The sequence below is a fragment of the Mycobacterium persicum genome (assembly GCF_002086675.1).
GTDB classification, from domain to species: Bacteria; Actinomycetota; Actinomycetes; order Mycobacteriales; family Mycobacteriaceae; genus Mycobacterium; species Mycobacterium persicum.
This window is the reverse complement of sequence record NZ_MVIF01000032.1, coordinates 1-19148: the sequence shown is the minus strand read 5'-3', so window position 1 is coordinate 19148 and position 19148 is coordinate 1. Positions and strand designations below refer to the sequence as shown.

Sequence of the window (19148 nt, the reverse complement as noted above, 5' to 3'; positions counted from 1 at the left end):
AGGGCAGGGGGCCATGAGCGTTGTTGCTGGCGTGTGCGGTGCATTGCCGCCGCATCGCTATAGCCAGAGTCAGATCACCGACTCGTTCGTCGAATTTCCCGGTCTGAAGGAACACGAAGATGTCGTCCGGCGCTTGCACGCCGCCGCCCGCGTCGACAGTCGCCAATTCGTCCTTCCGCTGGACCAATATCCGGGGCTGACCGACTTCGGCGAGGCGAACGAGATCTTTATCGACAAGGCCGTCGATCTGGCCGTCGAAGCGCTCATGGGTGCGCTCCACGAGGCGGGGCTGGAACCGCAGGACATCGACATGATCCTCACCACGACGGTGACCGGTATCTCGGTGCCGGCACTGGATGCCCGGGTCGCCGGCCGCCTGGGCCTGCGCCCCGACGTGCGCAGGGTGCCGCTGTTCGGTCTGGGGTGTGTGGCCGGCGCGGCTGGAGTGGCCCGGCTACACGACTACCTGCGCGGTGCACCCGACGACGTCGCCGTGCTGATCGCGGTCGAGCTCTGTTCGCTCACCTACCCCGCGGTCAAGCCGACGGTGTCCGGACTTATCGGGACCGCGCTGTTCGGCGACGGCGCCGCCGCTGTGGTCGCCGTCGGCGACCGCCGCGCCGAGCAGCTGCGCACCAGCGGGCCCACCATCGTCGACTCCCGCAGCCGGCTGTACCCCGAATCGCTGCACATCATGGGCTGGGACGTCGGTTCTGACGGCCTGCAGCTGCGGCTTTCTCCCGACCTCCCCAACCTGATCGAGCACTACCTGCCCGGCGACGTGACTGGATTCCTCGCCACGCATGGACTGGCCAAGGATGACGTCGGCGCATGGGTGAGCCATCCGGGCGGTCCTAAGGTGATCGACGCCATCACCAACAGCCTCGAACTGGCCTCCGACGCGCTCGAGCTGACCTGGCGTTCGCTCGGCGAAATCGGCAACCTCTCATCGGCGTCGGTGCTGCACATCCTGCGCGACACCATCGCCAAACGGCCGCCGAGCGGAAGTCCCGGACTGATGCTGGCCATGGGGCCGGGGTTCTGTGCCGAGCTGGTATTACTGCGCTGGCACTGAGCCGGCGACCTCGACGGTCAGTCCGGGTTTTGGGGACAGCGCGGCGAAGTTGGCCGCGCGGATCCGCTGGGCAGGTAGGCGCAGCGTCGTTCGGGCGACCAGTCGAGCCAGCATCACCGTCATCTCGGTGGTAGCCATGACCGCCCCGATGCATCGGTGCAGCCCGCCGCTGAACGGGATGAACTCGTGTGGCGCGGGCTTGCGGTAGTCCGGTGAGTCGGGGTCCCACCGCTGTGGACGGAATTCCCTTGGCGCCGGCCATATTTCGGGCAACCGATGGGTGACGTACGCACTGAAGATCAGCAGCCGTCCGGACCTGATCCGGTGGCCGTCGAACACCAGGTCGCGCATCACCCTGCGAGCCGAGATCACACCGGGGGAGTACAGCCGAAGTGTTTCCTGCACAAGGCCGTTGAGGTAGGTCAGTGAGCCGATGTCGTCGGCGGCGGGCGGGTTGCCGCCGAGCTCGCGATCAACCTCTCGGGCGACGGTCTCCCAGGCGCCCGGCAACGTGAGCAACGCATGGGCCGCCCAGGCCAGCGCCCCGCTGGTGGTTTCGTAGCCGGCGGTGATGAGCGAGACGATCGCATCGCGAATCTCGTTGTCGCTCAACGTGTCGATCAGCGTGGTCAACATATGGTCGTCGGGCCCGGGCCGGGCGCGCGCGTCGGCGATCACCGCGTCGACCAGGTCGTCGATACGGCGGCGGGCCGCCATCGCGCGTCGCCAGGCCGCGGAGTTCAACCGTCGCTGCAGCCGCATCAGCTGCGGCGGCCGGTGGGTCAGGTCCAGCAGCGGCTGCAATTGCGCACCGAGGAAGTCCGAATGGGCGGCCAGCCGCGGGCCGAAGAGACTCTCGGCGGTGCTGCGCCGTACTGCCGAACGGAACTCCTGGTAGAGGTCGAGCCGCTGTCCCGGACGCCAGGTGTCGATGACGGCGTCGATGGTGCACACCATGGTCTGCACGTAGTCCTGAACCTGCCGGTGGCGCAGCCCCGGCGCCACCACGCTGCGGCGGCGCCGGTGGTCTTCGCCGTCGCTGACGATCAGCGCGGTCGGCCCGTCGACGGGAACCAGGCTCTCGAACGTCTCACGCCAGCTAAACGCGTCGGCGTTGGCGAACACGAACTTGTTGGCCTCGGCGCCCAACAGATACACGAAGCCATGCCGCCCGACGCCGGCGTCGACCACCGCACCGCGGTGCCGATAGAGCGCCAGCAGCGCTTCCCCGGGCAGGTACGGCACCGTCCGGTAGGCGTTCATTCCAGCATCTCCGAAGTCTGCAGCCAGAGCTCCTCCGTCGCGCCAACCTCGTCTTCGAGGGCGTGCAGTTCCCGGGTCAACCGGGCCAGGCCGACGTGGTCGGCCTGGTCATGCTCGGCGAGTTCGGTGTGCTTGGCGGCAATCCGGTCGGCCAGCCGGGCAAGCCGACGCTCGGCGGCGGCCAGCTCCTTCTCCGCGGCACGGCGCTGTGCGCCCGAGATCTCCTGGGGCTCAGCCGGTTTGGCGGGCGGTGCTGGTGACGGTTTGGTGGCCAGCCGCAGATATTCCTCGATGCCGCCGGGCAGATGCCGCAGTCGTCCGTCCAGAATCGCGTACTGCTGATCGGTGACCCGTTCCAGCAGATAGCGATCGTGGGAGACGACGATCAAGGTGCCCGCCCACGAGTCCAGCAGGTCCTCGGTGGCCGTCAGCATGTCGGTATCCACGTCGTTGGTGGGCTCGTCGAGCAGCAGCACATTGGGTTCGGATAACAGCGTCAGCATGAGCTGCAGCCGGCGCCGCTGACCGCCGGAAAGCTCGCCGACCCGCGCCGACAGCTGGCCCCGACCGAAGCCGAGACGTTCCAGCAGCTGGGCCGGGGTCACCTCGCGCCCGTCGACCTCGTAGCCGCCGCGCAGCCTGGTCAGCACATCGGCGATCCGGTCCTGCGTGAACGGGTTCAGCGCATCACCTTGCTGGTCGAGCACCGCCAGCCGGACGGTCTTGCCGCGCTTGACCCGACCGAAGTCGGGCTCGATGGTGCCGGCGATCAGCCCCAGCAGGGTGGATTTCCCGGCGCCATTGGCTCCGACGATTCCGGTGCGTTCGCCCGGGCCGATCCGCCATTCGATGTCGCGAAGCACCGGGCGTCCGTCAAAGCAGACCGACACGTCGAGCAGGTCGATGACGTCCTTGCCCAGCCGGGCGGTGGCCAGCTTGGCCAGCTCGACGGTGTTGCGCAACGGCGGCACGTCGGCGATCAGCTGATTGGCGGCCTCGATGCGGAACTTGGGTTTGGAGGTTCGCGCCGGGGGACCCCGGCGCAGCCAGGCCAGCTCCTTGCGCATCAGGTTCTGTCGCTTGGCCTCGGCTGCAGCGGCGAGCCGATCACGTTCGACGCGTTGCAGCACGTAGGCCGCGTATCCGCCTTCGAAGGGCTCGACGACGCCGTCGTGGACTTCCCAGGTGGTGGTGGCGATCTCGTCGAGAAACCACCGGTCGTGGGTGACCAGCAGCAGCCCGCCGCTGTTGCGGGCCCAGCGTTGCTGGAGGTGGCCGGCCAGCCAGGTGATGCCTTCGATGTCGAGATGGTTGGTGGGCTCGTCGAGAGCGATCACGTCCCAGTCGCCGACCAGCAACCGAGCCAACTGGACGCGGCGCCGCTGGCCGCCGCTGAGGGCGGAAACCTTTGCACGCCAGGCGATGTCGGATACCAGTCCGGCCACCACGTCGCGCACGCGCGGGTCGCCGGCCCAATGGTGTTCGGGTTGGTCGCCGACCAGCGTCCAGCCGACGGTGTGAGCGGGGTCCAGGGTGTCGGCCTGGCTCAGCGCCCCGACGCGCAAACCGCTGCGCTGGGTGACCCGTCCGGAGTCCGGCGGTATCTGGCCGGTGAGCAGGCCCAGCAGGCTGGATTTGCCGTCCCCGTTTCGCCCGACGATGCCGATGCGTGCGCCGTCGTTGACGCCGAGCGTGACCGATTCGAATACCACCTGGGCCGGGTACGCAAGGTGCACGGCCTCGGCTCCGAGCAGGTGTGCCACCGGGCCGAGGCTACCGGCACCCACACCCTTTGGCGTCAACGGCGCCGGCGGTGCCGCCCGGCGCCGCGGTCCTCGACCGGTGGCACCGGCGCGGGAGGGCGCTGTCGTTGGCCCGCGGCAAAGGTGAGATTCGGGCGGCGGCGGACCCAATACTTTCGGCCGTTCAGGACCATTCCGGGACAACATCTACCCAACGTCAATCCCTAGACTCGACCGCGCATCACCACCAGAGGCACACCGGTATGGACGCGCTCAGCATCGAAACGCAACCCGGCGACGACAAGCTGACGCTCGCTCAATGGATGACGGTGCTTGCCATGGGACTGGGATTCGCCGTCACCGGTGCCGACCAACCATCCTGCCCGCGGGCCTGGGCTTCATCGAGCCACCGCAGGCCAGCGTCATGATGAGCTTTGCCCCACCGGGTTTGGAGGGCTCGGTGGCCGCGGCCAAACCCGGCGTCGGCCAGTCCGCTTACTCACTCGGGCCCACCATGGTCACCCTGCTGGCCATGACTTTCTACACGGCGCGAGCTCAGGAGCGGTTCGCAGGCAGCGGCGTCTCTCCCACTCAGGCCGCCAAAGCGTTGGAGGCGACGCGTTCCTACGGCGGGGGCAAGCTGGGCGGCGTCGGCGTCCTTGATCCGGAGTCAGCCCGTCGTGTCATGGCGACCACTCAGGAAGTCGTCGTTTCCGCGTTGCGTACCACCAGCCTGTTGATGGCGCTGGTGCCGCTAGCCGCCGCTGTGGCCGTCTGGCTGCTGCTGCTGCCACGCCAGCTACCTCTTGAGCAGCGGATTGGGTGACAGCCATCGCGATGGCATGGCTCCGCCAGCCGTGGGACGCGGCTTGGAGACGTCGTCGTCCAGCCCCAAAAAATACTGCTGATAACAATTATTGCCGACGTGCACTATAGTCTGCCTCGCTTACCAAACTGGCGAGTCGCACGCTGATGTAAAGGAGTTTCGGTGAGTCACGCAGTCACGTCTGTCCTTGCACCGGCGGCTGTGTTGGCATCGTTGTCCGGCCATCCCGGGGGATCCGCACGTCAGTCAGCGACCGGAAAGCGGGCCGTGGCCAACCGCCGTCAGCCCATCGCGAGGCGTGTCCGAGGGGTACCAGGTGACAACCTTCGTTAACGATCCCGCTCCGAAATTCGAACGCACGCGCAATGGATACGATCCGGCTGCCGTCAACCAGTACCTCGCGGAACTGATGGTTCAGCGGCAGGCGCAACACTACGAGACCGAGAGACTCAGGGTGGAGATTGCCGCCCTGCGGGACGAAAACGCGGTCCTGCGCGACACCTCGCCGTCGGCGCCGGCGGTCACCGACCGGTTGGCGAAAATGCTTCGGTTCGCTGTCGACGAGGTATTTCAGATGCAGTCCGAGGCGCGTGCCGAGGCGTCGGCGTTGATCACCGCGGCCAAGAATGACGCCGAAGCGGCTCGCGCGACTAAGAGAGACATGCTGGCCCAGATGGAGGCGCGGCAACGTGCACTCGATCTCGAGCATGCCGAGATGCTCCGTCGTGGGCGAGAAGAAGCCGAAGAGCTTAGGGCACAAGCTGTTCGAGAGATCGACCAGATGCGCATTGCCGATGCCCGGCGCCGCGAGAAGGCGGAACAGCAACTCGATGCTGAACTGATCAGGCTCCGCTCCGACGCCCAATTCCAGATCGATGATCAGCTGCGAACCACGCAGCAGGAGTGCGACAAACGGCTCAGCGAAGCCAAGGCCGAGGCCGAACGGCGCGTCCGCCTCGCCGACGAGCAGGTCGAGCAGCGCATGGCCGAGGCGCGGCGGATGTTGGACGACGTCAATCAACGAAGGCTCGGTGTGCTTGAGCAGCTGGCGCGAATACACGCCAAACTCGAGGACGTCCCCGCGATCCTGGAGTCGGCCCGATGCGCCGAAACCAACATGCTTCAGTCGATGAGAGGCGTGTTCTCGGAGCTGCGCGCCATCTGATGCACGCGACGGGCTAAAAGCCCGGGCGCCAAAAGGGTTCAGTTCAGTGCCGGACCGCATGCATGGTTGTTGCGGTCGTGTCCGGCGCGCGACCGATCGGTTGAACCCGGCAGTTCCTCGAGTCCGACCGCCGAAGCCACACCGGCGACGCGTGGGTGGCCGTCGCGCGCGATTGGTCACAGACTGGTCACGAGCAAATCTCAATTGGCTCTTGCGCTTACGGCTGTCGGGCCCTACTGTGGCTTGCGTAATACAACTGTATGGCAATGCTTTTGTGTCGCATGCAAAGGTTGACAGGAAGTAAACCCCGGCCAGCGGGCTGGGAAACAGTTTGTCAGCTGACTTGCGCACCGAAAGCGGTGTTGTTTGGTGCGATACGTTGCGGCAGTTCGTCATTGTTGGTTCCTTGCCCTAGGAGCGGTCCATGGCAGCTAGACGAAAACACTGATCAGCTTCATCTTTTCACTTGGCGTGCCCGCGCTATGAATGGCGCCTAGCACGTATCTGGCGGAGTGATTTCCAAGCGGCGCGGCGAGCGCGCGTGCCGTATTCAAATCCCGGCAATCAGCCGGTGATCATGCATAACCGGGTAGCGCCTTTCGCGCGCCCGTAGCCAACCGCTAAACGAATTAGCCTGCGAGAGGACGAATCACAATGGACAGAGCATGGATCATCGATTCGGCGATCGGCACCATCGATGGCTTCGAAGCGTTGCTTGGAATCGGATTGCCTGTTTCCGGAGACGCTTTCAACACCAGTTCGTCATGGTTCACCCGAACTGCCCAGGATCAGGCCTCCGCCGCCCCAGGCGACCGCTGGATGGGTACCGCGGCGGACGCATACTCCGCAAAGAATGAGCTGCAGAAGCTGCGCGAAGAAATCTTGGCGGACCTTGACTACATGACCGGGACGCTGGTAACGGATCAAGCGGATGCGGTACGGAAAACCCGCGATGTCCTGGCATTCGCAAAGCGAGTTCTCGAGATCGCGCGTCCGGTCGCCGTCGTGATTTCCTATATACCCCTCGTCGGGCAATGGCTTTCGGACGGGTTTCAACTTCCGATCACCTCGCTGATGATGAGTATGGTCACCGGTGCGCTCGCATACCTGGCGTACAAGACGGCCGAAGACACCGCCAAATTGATTGCCGCGCTGTGGAAATTGGTCGAGCTGCTGGAAGCCCTGATCGAGGAGGAAGTGATTGCCGTCGTGTCGGACATCGAGTTCGATATACGACAATTCATCTCGAAATTGGAGTCCGCTCTCTACGCGGCATGGTCAGAGATCGCCAGCATATTTTCCGACATGGGCTTGGGAACCATGTTGTCCAGCTTGTCGTCGTTGTCGGGCGTCGCCGGGATGTCGGGAAGGTCGGCGTCAGCCGGCGCGGCCGCCATGCCCGACTTGACCCACTTGGCTGATCTTGCTCAGTTGTCCGATCCAGTACGCGCTCTCGGCGGTGCCGGCTTGCCGGCGATGGGTCGACTCGGCGGAGCGATGACTCAGATGCGTTCGCTCCCAATGGAAGTAGGCCCTATCGGCAGTATTGGTCAGGCCGGCAACCCGGCGCTGGCCACCGGCGCGCAATCCTCGTCGGGTACGCCGGGGTTGCCAGGATCTGTACCGCATGCCCCTTCGCGCCGACCGCAGAGCGACGGCGGAAGTGGCGGGGCTTCGGGCGGAGCGGATGCCGAGCGGGCTCCCGTCGACGGCCCGCCAACGAGTGCTGAGAAGACCGGGAAACTGCCGATATTCGTCAATGCCGGGGTGTCAAAAGCCTAGCGAGCCAACCTGTTAGCCAGATTTTTCACCAGAGGGGAGTAGTCATGGGACATTTTCTGTACGTCGTGCCGGAGTTCCTGGGCGTGCTGGAGCGGATTCAAGGCAACGTGTCGGCCGATGTGAAATCCGCGGTCGACATGGTCAGCGGAATCAGTCAGTCGGTCTCTACCACTCACGGTTCGTTCTGCTCGCTGTTCAATCAGACCCTGGCAGGGTTCGAGACCATCCGCAGTGCCACCGGCGCGTGCGTTCAACAGGTCGACGGACAGCTAGCAGACAGTCTTCGTAAAGCCGCCGGTGCTTATCTCGACGCCGACGAGGGGGCGGCCAGCGTGCTGGGCAAGTTCTTTCGCTGATCGCCGCCCGGGATAGGGGTGGCCTGCGGCCCGGGCAACGTCATCCGGGCCGCAGCACCCCGGCGGCGCCGGCGGCGTCGTCTGCGACGGCGTGACCTGCGCCCCGCTCCGATGTGGAATGATGTCCACGCTGGTCAAGGCCAACTCAGCAGCATTCAGGAGCACTCAGGCACCCAGGAGCAGTGGTGGATCTCAATTTGTCGATGGTCACACGCCCGGTCGAGCGTCTGGTGGCCACGGCCCAGAATGGGCTTGAAGTCCTGCGGCTGGGCGGTCTCGAAACCGGTAGCGTGCCGTCTCCGTCCCAGATCGTCGAGAGCGTACCGATGTACAAGCTGCGACGCTACTTCCCGCCGGACACCCGGCCCGGACACGCGCCCGTGGGTCCGCCGGTGTTGATGGTGCACCCGATGATGATGTCGGCCGACATGTGGGACGTCACTCGTGAGGACGGCGCGGTGGGCATCCTGCACGCCCGCGGGCTGGATCCATGGGTCATCGACTTCGGCTCGCCCGACAAGGTCGAGGGCGGTATGCGCCGCAATCTGGCCGACCACATCGTCGCGCTCAGTCAGGCCATCGACACGGTGCATGACACCACCGGCCAGGACGTGCACATCGTCGGCTATTCGCAGGGCGGCATGTTCTGCTATCAGGCCGCGGCATACCGGCGTTCCAAGAACGTCGCCAGCGTCGTCGCGTTCGGCTCGCCGGTGGATACCCTGGCAGCCTTGCCGATGGGTATTCCGGCGAACTTCGGTGCGGCCGCCGCCAGCTTTATGGCAGATCACGTGTTCAATCGGCTGGCCATCCCCAGCTGGATGGCACGCACCGGTTTCCAGATGATGGATCCGCTCAAGACGGCCAAGGCCCGCATCGACTTCCTGCGGCAGCTCCACGACCGCGAGGCCCTGCTGCCGCGGGAGCAACAGCGCCGATTCCTCGAATCCGAAGGCTGGATCGCCTGGTCCGGTCCGGCGATCTCAGAACTGCTCAAGCAGTTCATCGCCCACAACCGAATGATGACCGGCGGCTTCGCCATCAGCGGCCAAATGGTGACACTCACCGACATCACCTGTCCGATACTGGCTTTCGTCGGCGAGGTCGACGACATCGGCCAGCCGGCTTCGGTGCGCGGCATCCGGCGCGCCGCGCCCAACACCGACGTCTACGAATGCCTCATCCGCACCGGCCATTTCGGTCTCGTCGTCGGATCCAGGGCGGCGCACCAGAGCTGGCCCACCGTCGCCGAATGGGTGCGCTGGATTTCCAGCGACGGTGACAAGCCGGCCAACATCAGCTTGATGGTCGAGCAGCCGGCCGAACACACCGACAGCGGAGTCGCATTCAGCTCCCGGGTCGCGCACGGTATCGGAGAGATGTCCGAGGCGGCCCTGGCGATGGCTCGCGGTGCGGCCGAGGCGGTGGTCGCCGCCAACAAGTCCATGCGCACCCTGGCTGTCGAAACCGTCCGCACGCTGCCGCGACTGGCCCGGCTGGGGCAGCTCAACGATCACACCCGGATTTCGCTGGGCCGGATCATCGACGAACAGGCCCACGACGCGCCGCAGGGCGAATTCCTGCTGTTCGACGATCGGGTGCACACCTATGAGGCCGTGAATCGGCGCATCAACAACGTGGTCCGTGGCCTGATCGACGTCGGGGTGCGCCAGGGTGACCGGGTGGGCGTGCTGATGGAGACGCGGCCCAGCGCCCTGGTCGCGATCGCGGCGCTGTCCCGGTTGGGGGCGATCGTGGTGCTGATGCGCCAAGACGTCGACCTGGCCGCACAGGTCCGGCTCGGGGGAGCGACCGAGATCATCACCGATCCCACCAACCTCGCCGCGGCACGCCAATTGCCCGGACAGGTGCTGGTGCTGGGCGGCGGCGAGTCACGAGATCTGCATCTGCCCGAAGACGCCGATGTGATCGACATGGAGAAGATCGACCCCGATGCCGTCCAGTTGCCCGCCTGGTATCGGCAAAACCCGGGCTTGGCAAGGGATTTGGCGTTCATTGCATTCAGCGCGGTCGGCGGCGAGCTGGTCGCCAAGCAGATCACCAACTACCGCTGGGCGGTGTCGGCCTTCGGCACCGCATCGACGGCCGCCCTAGACCGCCGGGACACCGTCTACTGCCTGACGCCGCTGCACCACGAATCCGCGCTGCTGGTGAGCTTGGGCGGTGCGGTCGTCGGCGGCGCGCGCATCGCACTGTCGCGCGGACTGTGTGCCGACCGGTTCGTCGCCGAGGTACGCCGCTACGGCGTCACCGTCGTGTCCTACACCTGGGCGATGCTGCGTGACGTGGTCGACGATCCGGCTTTTGCCCTGTACGGCAACCACCCCGTGCGGCTGTTCATCGGCTCGGGGATGCCGACCGGATTGTGGGGGCGAGTCGTCGACACGTTCGCGCCGGCACATGTCGTCGAGTTCTTCGCCACCACCGACGGACAGGCGGTGCTGGCCAACGTGTCCGGCGCCAAGATCGGCAGCAAGGGCCGCCCGTTGCCGGGCGCCGGACGCGTCGAACTCGGCGCCTACGACGCCGAACAGGACCTGATCCTGGAAGACGACCGCGGGTTCGTCCAGGTCGCCGCGGCCAACCAGGTCGGAGTGCTGCTGGCGCACGCCAGCGGACCCATCGACCCGAGCGCGTCGATCAAGCGGGGCGTTTTCGCCCCCGCCGACACCTGGATCTCCACCGAATACCTGTTCTTCCGCGACCCGGACGGGGACTACTGGCTGGCGGGCCGGCGCGGTTCGGTGGTGCGCACCGCGCGGGGAATGGTGTATGCCGAGCCGGTCACCGATGCGCTGGGCTGCATCAACGGCGTCGATCTCGCGGTCACCTACGACGTCTCGGCCAACGGTCGTCAGCTCGCGGTCGCCGCGGTGACATTGCGACCGGGAGCGACCATCACCGCGGCCGACCTGACCGATGCCGTCGCCGGTATGCCGGTCGGCCTGGGACCCGACATCGTCCACGTGGTGCCGAAGCTGTCGCTCAGCGCCACCTATCGGCCCACCGTCAGCGCGCTGCGGGCCGCCGGAATTCCCAAACCGGGACGTCAGGCATGGTATTTCGATCCTGCCGCCAGCGAGTTTCGCCGGCTGACCCCGGCGGCGCGCACCGAGTTGGGCGGCCAGCAATCCGCCGATGATTGACGACAAGCTGCTCGACATCCTGGTATGCCCGGCCGACCAGGGTCCGCTGCTGCTCGCCTCCAGCCCGGACGGCCCGTTGCTCTACAACCCGCGGCTGCGGCGCGCCTATCGCATCGAGGATGGCATCCCCGTCCTGCTGGTCGAGCAGGCCCGCGACGTCGGCGACGACGAGCACGCCCGCTTCACGGCGCCAGGCCCTCCGGCAGATCCCCGGTGAGGTAGCGCTGCAGGTTCGGTGCGATCGTCCGCACGATCTGTTCGGCCGGCAGCGACGCGAAAGGCTCCACCTTGATGATGTAGCGCGCCATGGCCACACCGATCAACTGGGAGGCGACGAATTGAGCGCGGATCCGTCCCGTCCCGGGGGGACTGTCGACGCGTGAACCCAGCTCCGCGGTCACCATGTCCTCGAAGAAGGAGCGCACAAAGGTGACCCCGTCGCCCGACAGCAGCGAGCGCACCGCCGCGATCAACCGTGGGCCTAGTTCGGAATCCCACAGCGCAAGCAGTGCGGTCGGCAGTTTCACGCCGAGCTCCTCGACCGGGGTTTGCCGCATCGGGGCGATGATGTCCAGTGGATCCACCGGGACGTGAATGGCGGCGGCGAAGAGCTGTTGTTTGGTGCCGAAGTAGTGATGCACCAGGGCGGCATCCACTCCGGCGGCCGCGGCCACGGCACGGATCGAGGTTCGGTCAATACCATTGTGCGCAAACAGTTCCCGCGCACACGCGAGGATGCGCTCGCGGGTGTCGGAGTTGCCGGCCGGCCGGCCGGGGCGTCGACGCATCGTCACTATGGCGTCCGGCGTCGCAGTGTCGCCGCGGCCAGAGCCATGGACGCGACCGCGAAAGCCAGCACGACGACGATGTCGCGCACCGTGGTGTACGTCAACTCGGAATGTGCCCCCACCTGTTGCAGGGCCTCCAGGGCGTAGCTGGCCGGCATGGCATTGCTGAGCCACTGCAGCCAGGTCGGCATCAGCGCCCGCGGGACGATGATGCCCGCCAGCAGCAGTTGCGGCACCATCACCAGCGGGATGAACTGCACGGCCTGAAATTCGGTGCGGGCGAAGGCACTACAGAGCAGCCCCAGCCCGACACCCAAGATGGCGTTGACGATCGCGATCACGAAAACCCACGCGGGACTGCCCGCGGTGTCGAAGCCGAGGAACCAGAACGCCACCATGCAGGCCAGCGTGGCCTGGGCGGCCGCGGCGATCGAAAACGCCGTCCCGTAGCCGGCGAGCAGATCAATTCTGCGCAGCGGTGTGGTCAAGATGCGCTCCAGCGTTCCCGAAGCCCGTTCGCGTTGCATGGTGATCGCGGTGATGACGAACATCACGAAAAGCGGGAAAAGGCCCAACAAGACCATGCACGCCGTGTCGAATCCGGAAGGAGCGCCGGGGCGGGTCGGAACCTTGTCGAACATGAAATACATCAGCGTGAGGACCAGAACCGGCACCAGCAGGATCATCGCGATGCTGCGGTGGTCGGCAGTCAGCTGGCGCAGAATCCTCGCGGTAGTGGCCGTATAGTTCTGCAGGCTCAGCCGGCTACGGGCGCGGTGGTGGTGCGTCGGATGATGGACAGAAACGCGTCCTCCAGTGATGTGCATCCCGTTTCCTTCCGTAGTTCGTCCGGCGTGGTGTGGGCCAGCAGCCGTCCCTCGCGCATCAGCAGCAGATCGCCGCAGCGGTCGGCCTCGTCCATCACGTGGCTGGACACCACCAGCGTGGTGCCACGCCGCGCCAGTGCGGTGAACTGATCCCACAGTTCGACCCGCAGCACCGGGTCCAGGCCGATCGTCGGCTCGTCGAGCACCAGCAGATCCGGCCGGCCGACCAGGGCACAGGCCAGCGAAACGCGGGCCCGCTGGCCGCCGGAGAGGTTGGCGCAGCGCGCCGTCCGGTGGCTGTTCAGGTCCACCGCGTCGATCACCTCGTCGGCGGCTTGACCGTCGATTCCGCAGAGTTCGGCGAAGTAGCGCACGTTGTCGATCACCCGCAGGTCGTTGTAGATGGTCGGGTCCTGAGGCATGTATCCGACGCGGTGGCGTAAGGGGAGCGATCCGGCCGGCAGCCCCAGAACCCGCACCGATCCGGAGGTGATGATCTGGGAGCCGACGATGCAGCGCATCAACGTGGTCTTGCCCGAGCCGGACGGGCCCAGCAGCCCGGTGATGGTTCCGCACCCGACTCCTAGTGAAACATCTTGAACCGCTGTGTGTTTGCCACGGATGACGGTCAAGCTTTCGATGACGACCGCGGGTTCGGCGCCGCCTCGAGGTAATTCATCACTCGATGAACTCATCATACGATGAATATCGACCTGTCGCCGGTGCTTGTCAAGAGGCACGGCACAATCTCTCCGGTGAGCGCTGAGCAACTCCTGGTGGACCCGGTCGCTGCCGCGCATCGATTACTGGGCGCCACTCTCGCGGGACGAGGGGTGCGCGGCATCGTCGTCGAGGTCGAGGCCTACGGCGGGGTGCCCCACGGCCCGTGGCCGGACGCCGCGGCGCATTCCTACCGCGGGCTCAGTGGCCGAAACGCGGTGATGTTCGGGCCGCCCGGCCACCTCTACACCTACCGCAGCCACGGAATCCATGTCTGCGCCAACGTCTCGTGCGGCCCCGACGGCACGGCTGCCGCCGTCTTGCTGCGAGCTTGCGTCGTCGAGGACGGCATCGATGTCGCCCGGTCCCGTCGCGGCGAACTGGTTCGTACCGCCGCGCTGGCGCGTGGCCCGGGAAATCTCTGCTCAGCATTGGGAATCACCATGGCGGACAATGGGATTGACCTGTTCGACCCGGACAGTCCGGTGACGTTGAGCCTCAACGAAACGCACCGTGGGCTGTCCGGTCCCCGGGTCGGCGTCAGCCAGGCCGCCGACCGGCCATGGCGATTGTGGCTTGCGGGGCGACCGGAGGTGTCGGCCTATCGGCGCAGCCCCCGAGCGCCGGTCCCGGGCGCCAGCGACTAGACGCTAAGGTTCCCCTGAAGTCGCGCCAGTGGGGCGCCGAGGCAAAAATGCGCCCCGCTGGCGAACGACAGATGCGCCTTGTCGGCTCGGGTCGGGTCAAAGGTGTCCGGATCCGGGAACCTGGCTTCATCGCGGTTGCCCGATCCCAGCACGAAGGCGACCAACGATCCCGGCAAGATCTGCTGGTCATAGAGCGTGACCTCGTCGGTGGTCTTGCGGGCGATTATCTGGATCGGTGCCTCGTAGCGAAGCGTCTCTTCCATGAACGCCCTGATCTTTTCGGGGTCACTTTCGATGTCAGCGCGCATCTCGGGGAACCGTGTCAGCTGTACGATCATGTGCTCCAACAGATTTGTGGTTGTCTCATTGCCGGCCACCAACAGGTGCATGAGGTTTGCGCATAGTTCGACGTCCGTCATACCGCCATCCTCCTGGCGGATTGCCACCAGTAACGACACAAAGTCGTCTCCCGGCTGACGTCGTCGCGTGTCAATGAGCTCGAAGAGATAGTCGACCAATGGCACGGTGCTGGTCAGGATCTCGGTTCGCTCCGGGTCGGACAGCAGCGGCTCGAACACGACCGCAAACCGATCGGCGAGTGCGCGGATCCATTGCCGGTCTTGTTGTGGTAGCCCAAGATAGTCTGCGATCACAATGCTCGGCAGCGGTTGAGCGAAGTCGTGTGCGTCGTCGAACCTTCCGCGTTCGCGGCATTCCTCCAATAATGTGCGACAAATTCGCTCTATTTCCGGCTGGCGCGCTTTCACCTGCGGTGGGGTAAATGTCCGGTTGCTTTGCTTGCGCATACGCGCGTGTGGCCGGCCGTCCTTGTACATCATCATGTGGGAAAAGGCATTGACGACGTAGGCTTGCCGGCGATCCGATCGATCATGGCGGCTGACCGGTTCGTCCCAGAACTGGTCATGGCTGATCAAATCGGACCTCTTCAAGCACTCCACGATGTCGTGGTACCGGGTCACCACCCGACTTCTGGTCTCCTCGTTGTAAAAAATCGGCGTATGCTCCCTCAATTGGGCGTACACCGGATAAGGGTCGACCTGGAAATTTTGATCGACGGCATCGAACTCGGTCGCTGCGGTCCTTTCCGAAGAGCGAATTTCGGTGCTGTCGGCTCTATTGTCTACGCATTGCCGTAACGGGCGCGCCGCCACCGCATAGCCGGCATTCACTTCGCGTTCGGGCATCAGGGTTTCGCCATCGTAACCGAATGCCGAGTGGTCGTCGTCGGAGTTGAGCATTCCCGTCTCCGTTTTGCCTCGCCGCAGCCTGGTACGCCGCTACCCATTCTGTGGCGCAACCTCAACGCCGAGGATCCACATCTTCGCCGAAATATCAGGGCCCGTCAGGCCGGAGCCCGGCTGGGTCGGCAGCGCCTTACCCTGGAAGACTCTTGCACCATGATCCTCGACGAGCTGAGGTGGCGGGGGCTGATCGCGCAGTCCACCGACCTCGACGCGCTGGCCGCCGAGTTGCAACGTGGCCCGACGACGCTGTACGCCGGCTTCGACCCCACCGCCGCGAGCCTGCATGCCGGACATCTGGTGCCGCTGCTGACGTTGCGCCGCTTCCAGCGCGCCGGGCATCGGCCCATCGTGCTGGCGGGCGGGGCCACCGGCATGATCGGCGACCCGCGCGACGTCGGCGAGCGCACCCTCAACGACGCCGACACCGTCGCCGAATGGACCGACCGGATCCGCGGGCAGCTGGAACGTTTCGTCGATTTCTCGGATTCTGGGGGTTCGCCGACGGGCGCCATCGTCGAGAACAACATCGACTGGACTGCCGCGATGTCGACCATCGAATTCCTGCGTGATGTCGGCAAGCACTTCTCGGTTAACGTGATGCTGGACCGCGACACGATCCGGCGCCGTCTGGAAGGTGAGGGCATCTCCTACACCGAGTTCAGTTACATGCTGCTGCAGGCCAACGACTACGTCGAATTGCACCGGCGCCACGGCTGTGCTCTGCAGATCGGCGGTTCCGATCAGTGGGGCAACATCATTGCCGGGGTCCGGCTGGTGCGCCAAAAGCTCGGTGCCGCAGTGCATGCGCTCACCGTTCCGTTGGTGACCGCCGCCGACGGCACCAAGTTCGGCAAATCCACCGGCGGCGGCAGCTTGTGGCTGGACCCGCAGCTGACCAGCCCCTACGCCTGGTACCAGTACTTCGTCAACACCGCCGACGCTGACGTGATCCGCTACCTGCGGTGGTTCACCTTCCTGTCGGCCGACGAACTGGCCGAACTGGAGCAGGCGACCGTTGAGCGCCCGCAACAACGTGCGGCCCAACGACGGCTGGCCACCGAACTCACCTCCTTGGTGCACGGCGAAGCAGCGACCGCGGCCGTCGAGCACGCCAGCCGGGCGCTTTTCGGGCAGGGCGAACTGGGCCGGCTCGACGAGCCGACGCTGGCCGCCGCACTGCGCGAAACCACGGTCGCCGAACTCAAACCGGGTACTCCCGACGGGATCGTGGACCTGTTGGTGGCCACCGGCCTTGCCGACAGCAGGAAGGCGGCGCGGCGCACCGTCAACGAGGGCGGGGTCTCGGTCAACAACATTCGCGTCGAAACCGACGAATGGACGCCGCAGGGCACGGATTTCCTGCACGGCCGCTGGCTGGTCCTGCGCCGTGGCAAGCGCAATGTCGCAGGTGTCGAACGGGTCGGGTCTTAGATTCGCTGGCAGCCGAGCTGCGGGTGAGCGCCGAAGTGCAGCAGGGTCAGCGCGGCTAGGGCCTTGATCCACAAGGCAGTGCGCTGGTTGCTCACCCGCGCTCTTGTCCTGATGTTGATAAACTTTGTTTAATGCTAGATAAACACTTGGATTTGAATCTTTGTAATTTCTTCATGGATAATTGTTTCGATATAAGTTCAGTGCGCAATTGAAATGAGCAACTTTGCCGTAATCATCGATGGCGCGAGGAAAGGCCATTAGCAGTGCAATGGTCGTCGCTCGGATCAGGCCCGATCGACGACTCGTCTTTTCGACTTGCATATGTTCTTGATGACTGCTTTGTGATTATACGCCTGGCGCTTGAGTGGTGCTTTGAGGAGCGAAATATTGGAATTCTTGAGCATGTCGCCGGAAGTTAATTCGGCGCTGATTTACTCTGGTGCGGGCTTGGGGGGTTGGCCGGGGTGGGATTGGCGTGGCAGCGATTGGCCCGGAATTTGCAGGAGACTTTGCTGTCGTTTGAGTCCGCCATTGGCCACCCCACCCAGCGTGATCGCCCACGGTAGGAGCGGTTGACACCGCGTCAATCCCATAACGCTTGTCAAGCAACGATATTGGTAGATCATAGGAGGACCCGCTGTGTCATATGTGACTCTCATGCCGAACGCGTTGGAATGCGCGGCAACCGATTTAGCGGCTATCGGATCGGTGTTTAACGAAGCAACTGCTGCTGCGGCAATCTCCACCACTGGGCTACTGGCCGCTGGCAGCGATCAAGTCTCGATGGCAATGACGGCCCTGCTGAGCGCTCACGGCCAAACCTGGCAGGCATTAAGCCGTGACTACCAGTGGCTGCATCAGCAGTTTGTTGACCTGCTCAACGGCACCACCGAGAAATACTGGGCCACCGAGATCGACAACGCCGCCCGCAACGCGATCAACACAGCCAACGCCGACAGCGAATGGCTGGTCGGGCGCCAGATGATCGGCAACGGCGCCAACGGGCTCAACGGCACGGGACAAAACGGCGGCGCCGGCGGATGGCTGTGGGGCAACGGCGGCAACGGTGGATCAGGCGCAGCAGGCCAAAACGGCGGCAACGGCGGGGCAGCCGGACTGTTCGGCCACGGCGGTAACGGCGGAGCCGGCGGAACCGGCGCAAACGGCGGCACCGGCGGCCAGGGAGGACTCCTGATCGGTAACGGCGGCACCGGCGGCAACGGCGGCACCGCCCCCACAACCGGCGCAAACGGCGGCACCGCCGGAAACGGCGGCAACGCCGGACTGTTCGGCACCGGCGGCGCCGGCGGCACCGGCGGGGCCGCGGCTGGCGGAGGTAATGGCGGCCACGGCGGGCTGCTCATTGGTAATGGTGGCGCCGGCGGCACCGGCGGAACCGCGACCATCGCCCAGGGCAATGGCGGCTACGGGGGTAATGGTGGAGCTGCCGGACTGATCGGCAACGGAGGCGTAGGCGGCAACGGCGGAGCTGGCCCAGACGGCGGCGGCGCCGGAGGTAACGGCGGAGCTGCCGGACTTATCGGTGACGGCGGCGACGGTGGACGAGGCGGAAACTCCGTAACCGGTTTCAGCGGCAGTGGCGGTTCCGGTGGTAACAGTCGAGGGTTGTTTGGCAACGGCGGCCATGGCGGAGCAGGTGGCGATGGAGGTAATGACGGAGCGGGCGGCCATGGCGGCAACGGCGGCGAGGGCGGGCTTTTCGGAAACGGCGGCGACGGCGGAGCCGGCGGAACCGGGTGTGGCGAAGACGGCGGATGCGGTTCCGGTGGTAACGGCGGCTCGGCCGGACTTTTTGGAAACGGCGGTAACGGCGGAGCCGGCGGAATCGAAAATGGAACCGGTTTCGGTGGTCACGGCGGTAACGGCGGTAAGGGTGGAGTGTTGTATGGCAACGGCGGTAACGGCGGGGAAGGCGGAACGGTGACGGGCAGTGGCGGTAGCGGAGGCGACAGTGGGAGTGGCGGTAACGGTGGGCAAGCTGGAACGTTCGGCAACGGCGGTAATGGCGGCGATGGCGGGGCTGGTGGCACTTCTAGAGTTGGCGGGAGCGGCGGTAACGGCGGCGCCGCAGGG

General features: G+C 65.5%; 16 protein-coding genes and 1 pseudogene. 11 read left to right on the top strand and 6 right to left on the bottom strand.

Translation table 11 applies throughout. The features are described from left to right. Positions 1-13 precede the first annotated feature (13 nt). Positions 14-1075 (top strand): type III polyketide synthase, encoded by a 1062-nt coding sequence (locus tag BST40_RS12440; RefSeq protein WP_075547267.1) that lies wholly within the window; start codon positions 14-16, stop codon positions 1073-1075. On the opposite strand, the gene BST40_RS12435 is transcribed toward BST40_RS12440, so the two are convergent. Next, positions 1058-2320, bottom strand: coding sequence for a cytochrome P450 (locus BST40_RS12435; RefSeq protein ID WP_089025116.1), 1263 nt, complete (start codon positions 2318-2320; stop codon positions 1058-1060). The two genes, BST40_RS12440 and BST40_RS12435, sit on opposite strands and share 18 nt — an antisense overlap. Positions 2321-2334: 14 nt before the next feature. Next, positions 2335-4101, bottom strand: coding sequence for an ABC-F family ATP-binding cassette domain-containing protein (locus BST40_RS12430; RefSeq protein WP_075547284.1), 1767 nt, complete (start codon positions 4099-4101; stop codon positions 2335-2337). A 298-nt stretch (positions 4102-4399) separates the two neighbouring features. On the opposite strand from BST40_RS12430, the gene BST40_RS12425 reads away from it, so the two are divergent. From BST40_RS12425 to BST40_RS12400, 6 genes are all read left to right on the top strand, one after another. Then, complete coding sequence (locus BST40_RS12425) at positions 4400-4906, top strand: hypothetical protein (RefSeq protein ID WP_131808295.1); 507 nt, start codon at positions 4400-4402, stop codon at positions 4904-4906. A gap of 316 nt (positions 4907-5222) precedes the next feature. Continuing rightward, positions 5223-6071: a hypothetical protein gene (locus BST40_RS12420; RefSeq protein WP_183154997.1), complete on the top strand. Its 849-nt coding sequence runs from the start codon at positions 5223-5225 to the stop codon at positions 6069-6071. Between the two features lie 654 nt (positions 6072-6725). Further along, positions 6726-7853 carry an EspA/EspE family type VII secretion system effector gene (locus BST40_RS12415; protein ID WP_075547271.1) on the top strand — a complete coding sequence of 376 codons (1128 nt, stop codon included), beginning with the start codon at positions 6726-6728 and terminating at the stop codon, positions 7851-7853. 44 nt (positions 7854-7897) lie between these two features. After that, positions 7898-8209 carry an ESX-1 secretion-associated protein gene (locus BST40_RS12410; protein WP_075547272.1) on the top strand — a complete coding sequence of 104 codons (312 nt, stop codon included), beginning with the start codon at positions 7898-7900 and terminating at the stop codon, positions 8207-8209. A 182-nt stretch (positions 8210-8391) separates the two neighbouring features. Continuing rightward, on the top strand, positions 8392-11376 hold the full coding sequence (locus BST40_RS12405) for an acyl-CoA synthetase (RefSeq protein ID WP_089025113.1): 2985 nt from the start codon (positions 8392-8394) through the stop codon (positions 11374-11376). Further along, positions 11369-11593, top strand: coding sequence for a Trm112 family protein (locus tag BST40_RS12400; protein WP_075547273.1), 225 nt, complete (start codon positions 11369-11371; stop codon positions 11591-11593). Before BST40_RS12405 ends, BST40_RS12400 begins: the two co-directional genes overlap by 8 nt. Here BST40_RS12400 and BST40_RS12395 read toward each other — a convergent pair. Genes BST40_RS12395 through BST40_RS12385 form a run of 3 tightly spaced genes read right to left on the bottom strand, consistent with a single transcriptional unit; the run spans position 11559 to position 13689 of the window. Further along, the gene (locus BST40_RS12395) at positions 11559-12164 is read right to left on the bottom strand and encodes a TetR/AcrR family transcriptional regulator (RefSeq protein WP_075547286.1); all 606 of its coding nucleotides are present in this window, start codon (positions 12162-12164) and stop codon (positions 11559-11561) included. The genes BST40_RS12400 and BST40_RS12395 overlap by 35 nt on opposite strands. Before the next feature lie 5 nt (positions 12165-12169). Then, entirely contained in the window at positions 12170-12919 is a 750-nt protein-coding gene (locus tag BST40_RS12390; protein WP_240316764.1) for an ABC transporter permease, read from the bottom strand. Positions 12920-12921: 2 nt separating this feature from the next. After that, the gene (locus BST40_RS12385; protein ID WP_075547275.1) at positions 12922-13689 is read right to left on the bottom strand and encodes an ABC transporter ATP-binding protein; all 768 of its coding nucleotides are present in this window, start codon (positions 13687-13689) and stop codon (positions 12922-12924) included. Between the two features lie 57 nt (positions 13690-13746). Here BST40_RS12385 and BST40_RS12380 point away from each other — a divergent pair, with 57 nt between their 5' ends. Further along, the gene (locus BST40_RS12380; protein WP_089025115.1) at positions 13747-14358 is read left to right on the top strand and encodes a DNA-3-methyladenine glycosylase; all 612 of its coding nucleotides are present in this window, start codon (positions 13747-13749) and stop codon (positions 14356-14358) included. On the opposite strand, the gene BST40_RS12375 is transcribed toward BST40_RS12380, so the two are convergent. Continuing rightward, complete coding sequence (locus BST40_RS12375; RefSeq protein WP_075547277.1) at positions 14355-15617, bottom strand: cytochrome P450; 1263 nt, start codon at positions 15615-15617, stop codon at positions 14355-14357. The two genes, BST40_RS12380 and BST40_RS12375, sit on opposite strands and share 4 nt — an antisense overlap. 159 nt (positions 15618-15776) lie before the next feature. Between BST40_RS12375 and tyrS the strand changes: the two genes are divergently transcribed. The 3 genes and pseudogenes from tyrS to BST40_RS32540 all read left to right on the top strand — a co-directional run. Next, positions 15777-17054: a tyrosine--tRNA ligase gene (gene tyrS / locus BST40_RS12370; RefSeq protein WP_075547278.1), complete on the top strand. Its 1278-nt coding sequence runs from the start codon at positions 15777-15779 to the stop codon at positions 17052-17054. A 657-nt stretch (positions 17055-17711) separates the two neighbouring features. Continuing rightward, a pseudogene (locus BST40_RS33630) lies at positions 17712-17915 on the top strand (PE family protein); the annotation flags it as partial. Between the two features lie 120 nt (positions 17916-18035). Further along, the coding region (locus BST40_RS32540) for a PGRS repeat-containing protein (RefSeq protein ID WP_482805260.1) at positions 18036-19148 on the top strand (1113 nt) is incomplete at its 3' end.

Bases quoted from the DNA above. Each gene is read 5' to 3' on its own strand.
- BST40_RS12410 (WP_075547272.1), top strand. From the start codon at position 7,898: ATGGGACATTTTCTGTACGTCGTGCCGGAGTTCCTGGGCGTGCTGGAG.
- BST40_RS12395 (WP_075547286.1), bottom strand. From the start codon at position 12,164: ATGCGTCGACGCCCCGGCCGGCCGGCCGGCAACTCCGACACCCGCGAG.
- BST40_RS12440 (WP_075547267.1), top strand. From the start codon at position 14: ATGAGCGTTGTTGCTGGCGTGTGCGGTGCATTGCCGCCGCATCGCTAT.
- BST40_RS12400 (WP_075547273.1), top strand. From the start codon at position 11,369: ATGATTGACGACAAGCTGCTCGACATCCTGGTATGCCCGGCCGACCAG.
- BST40_RS12385 (WP_075547275.1), bottom strand. From the start codon at position 13,689: ATGATGAGTTCATCGAGTGATGAATTACCTCGAGGCGGCGCCGAACCC.
- BST40_RS12375 (WP_075547277.1), bottom strand. From the start codon at position 15,617: ATGCTCAACTCCGACGACGACCACTCGGCATTCGGTTACGATGGCGAA.
- BST40_RS12415 (WP_075547271.1), top strand. From the start codon at position 6,726: ATGGACAGAGCATGGATCATCGATTCGGCGATCGGCACCATCGATGGC.
- tyrS (WP_075547278.1), top strand. From the start codon at position 15,777: ATGATCCTCGACGAGCTGAGGTGGCGGGGGCTGATCGCGCAGTCCACC.
- BST40_RS12425 (WP_131808295.1), top strand. From the start codon at position 4,400: ATGGATGACGGTGCTTGCCATGGGACTGGGATTCGCCGTCACCGGTGC.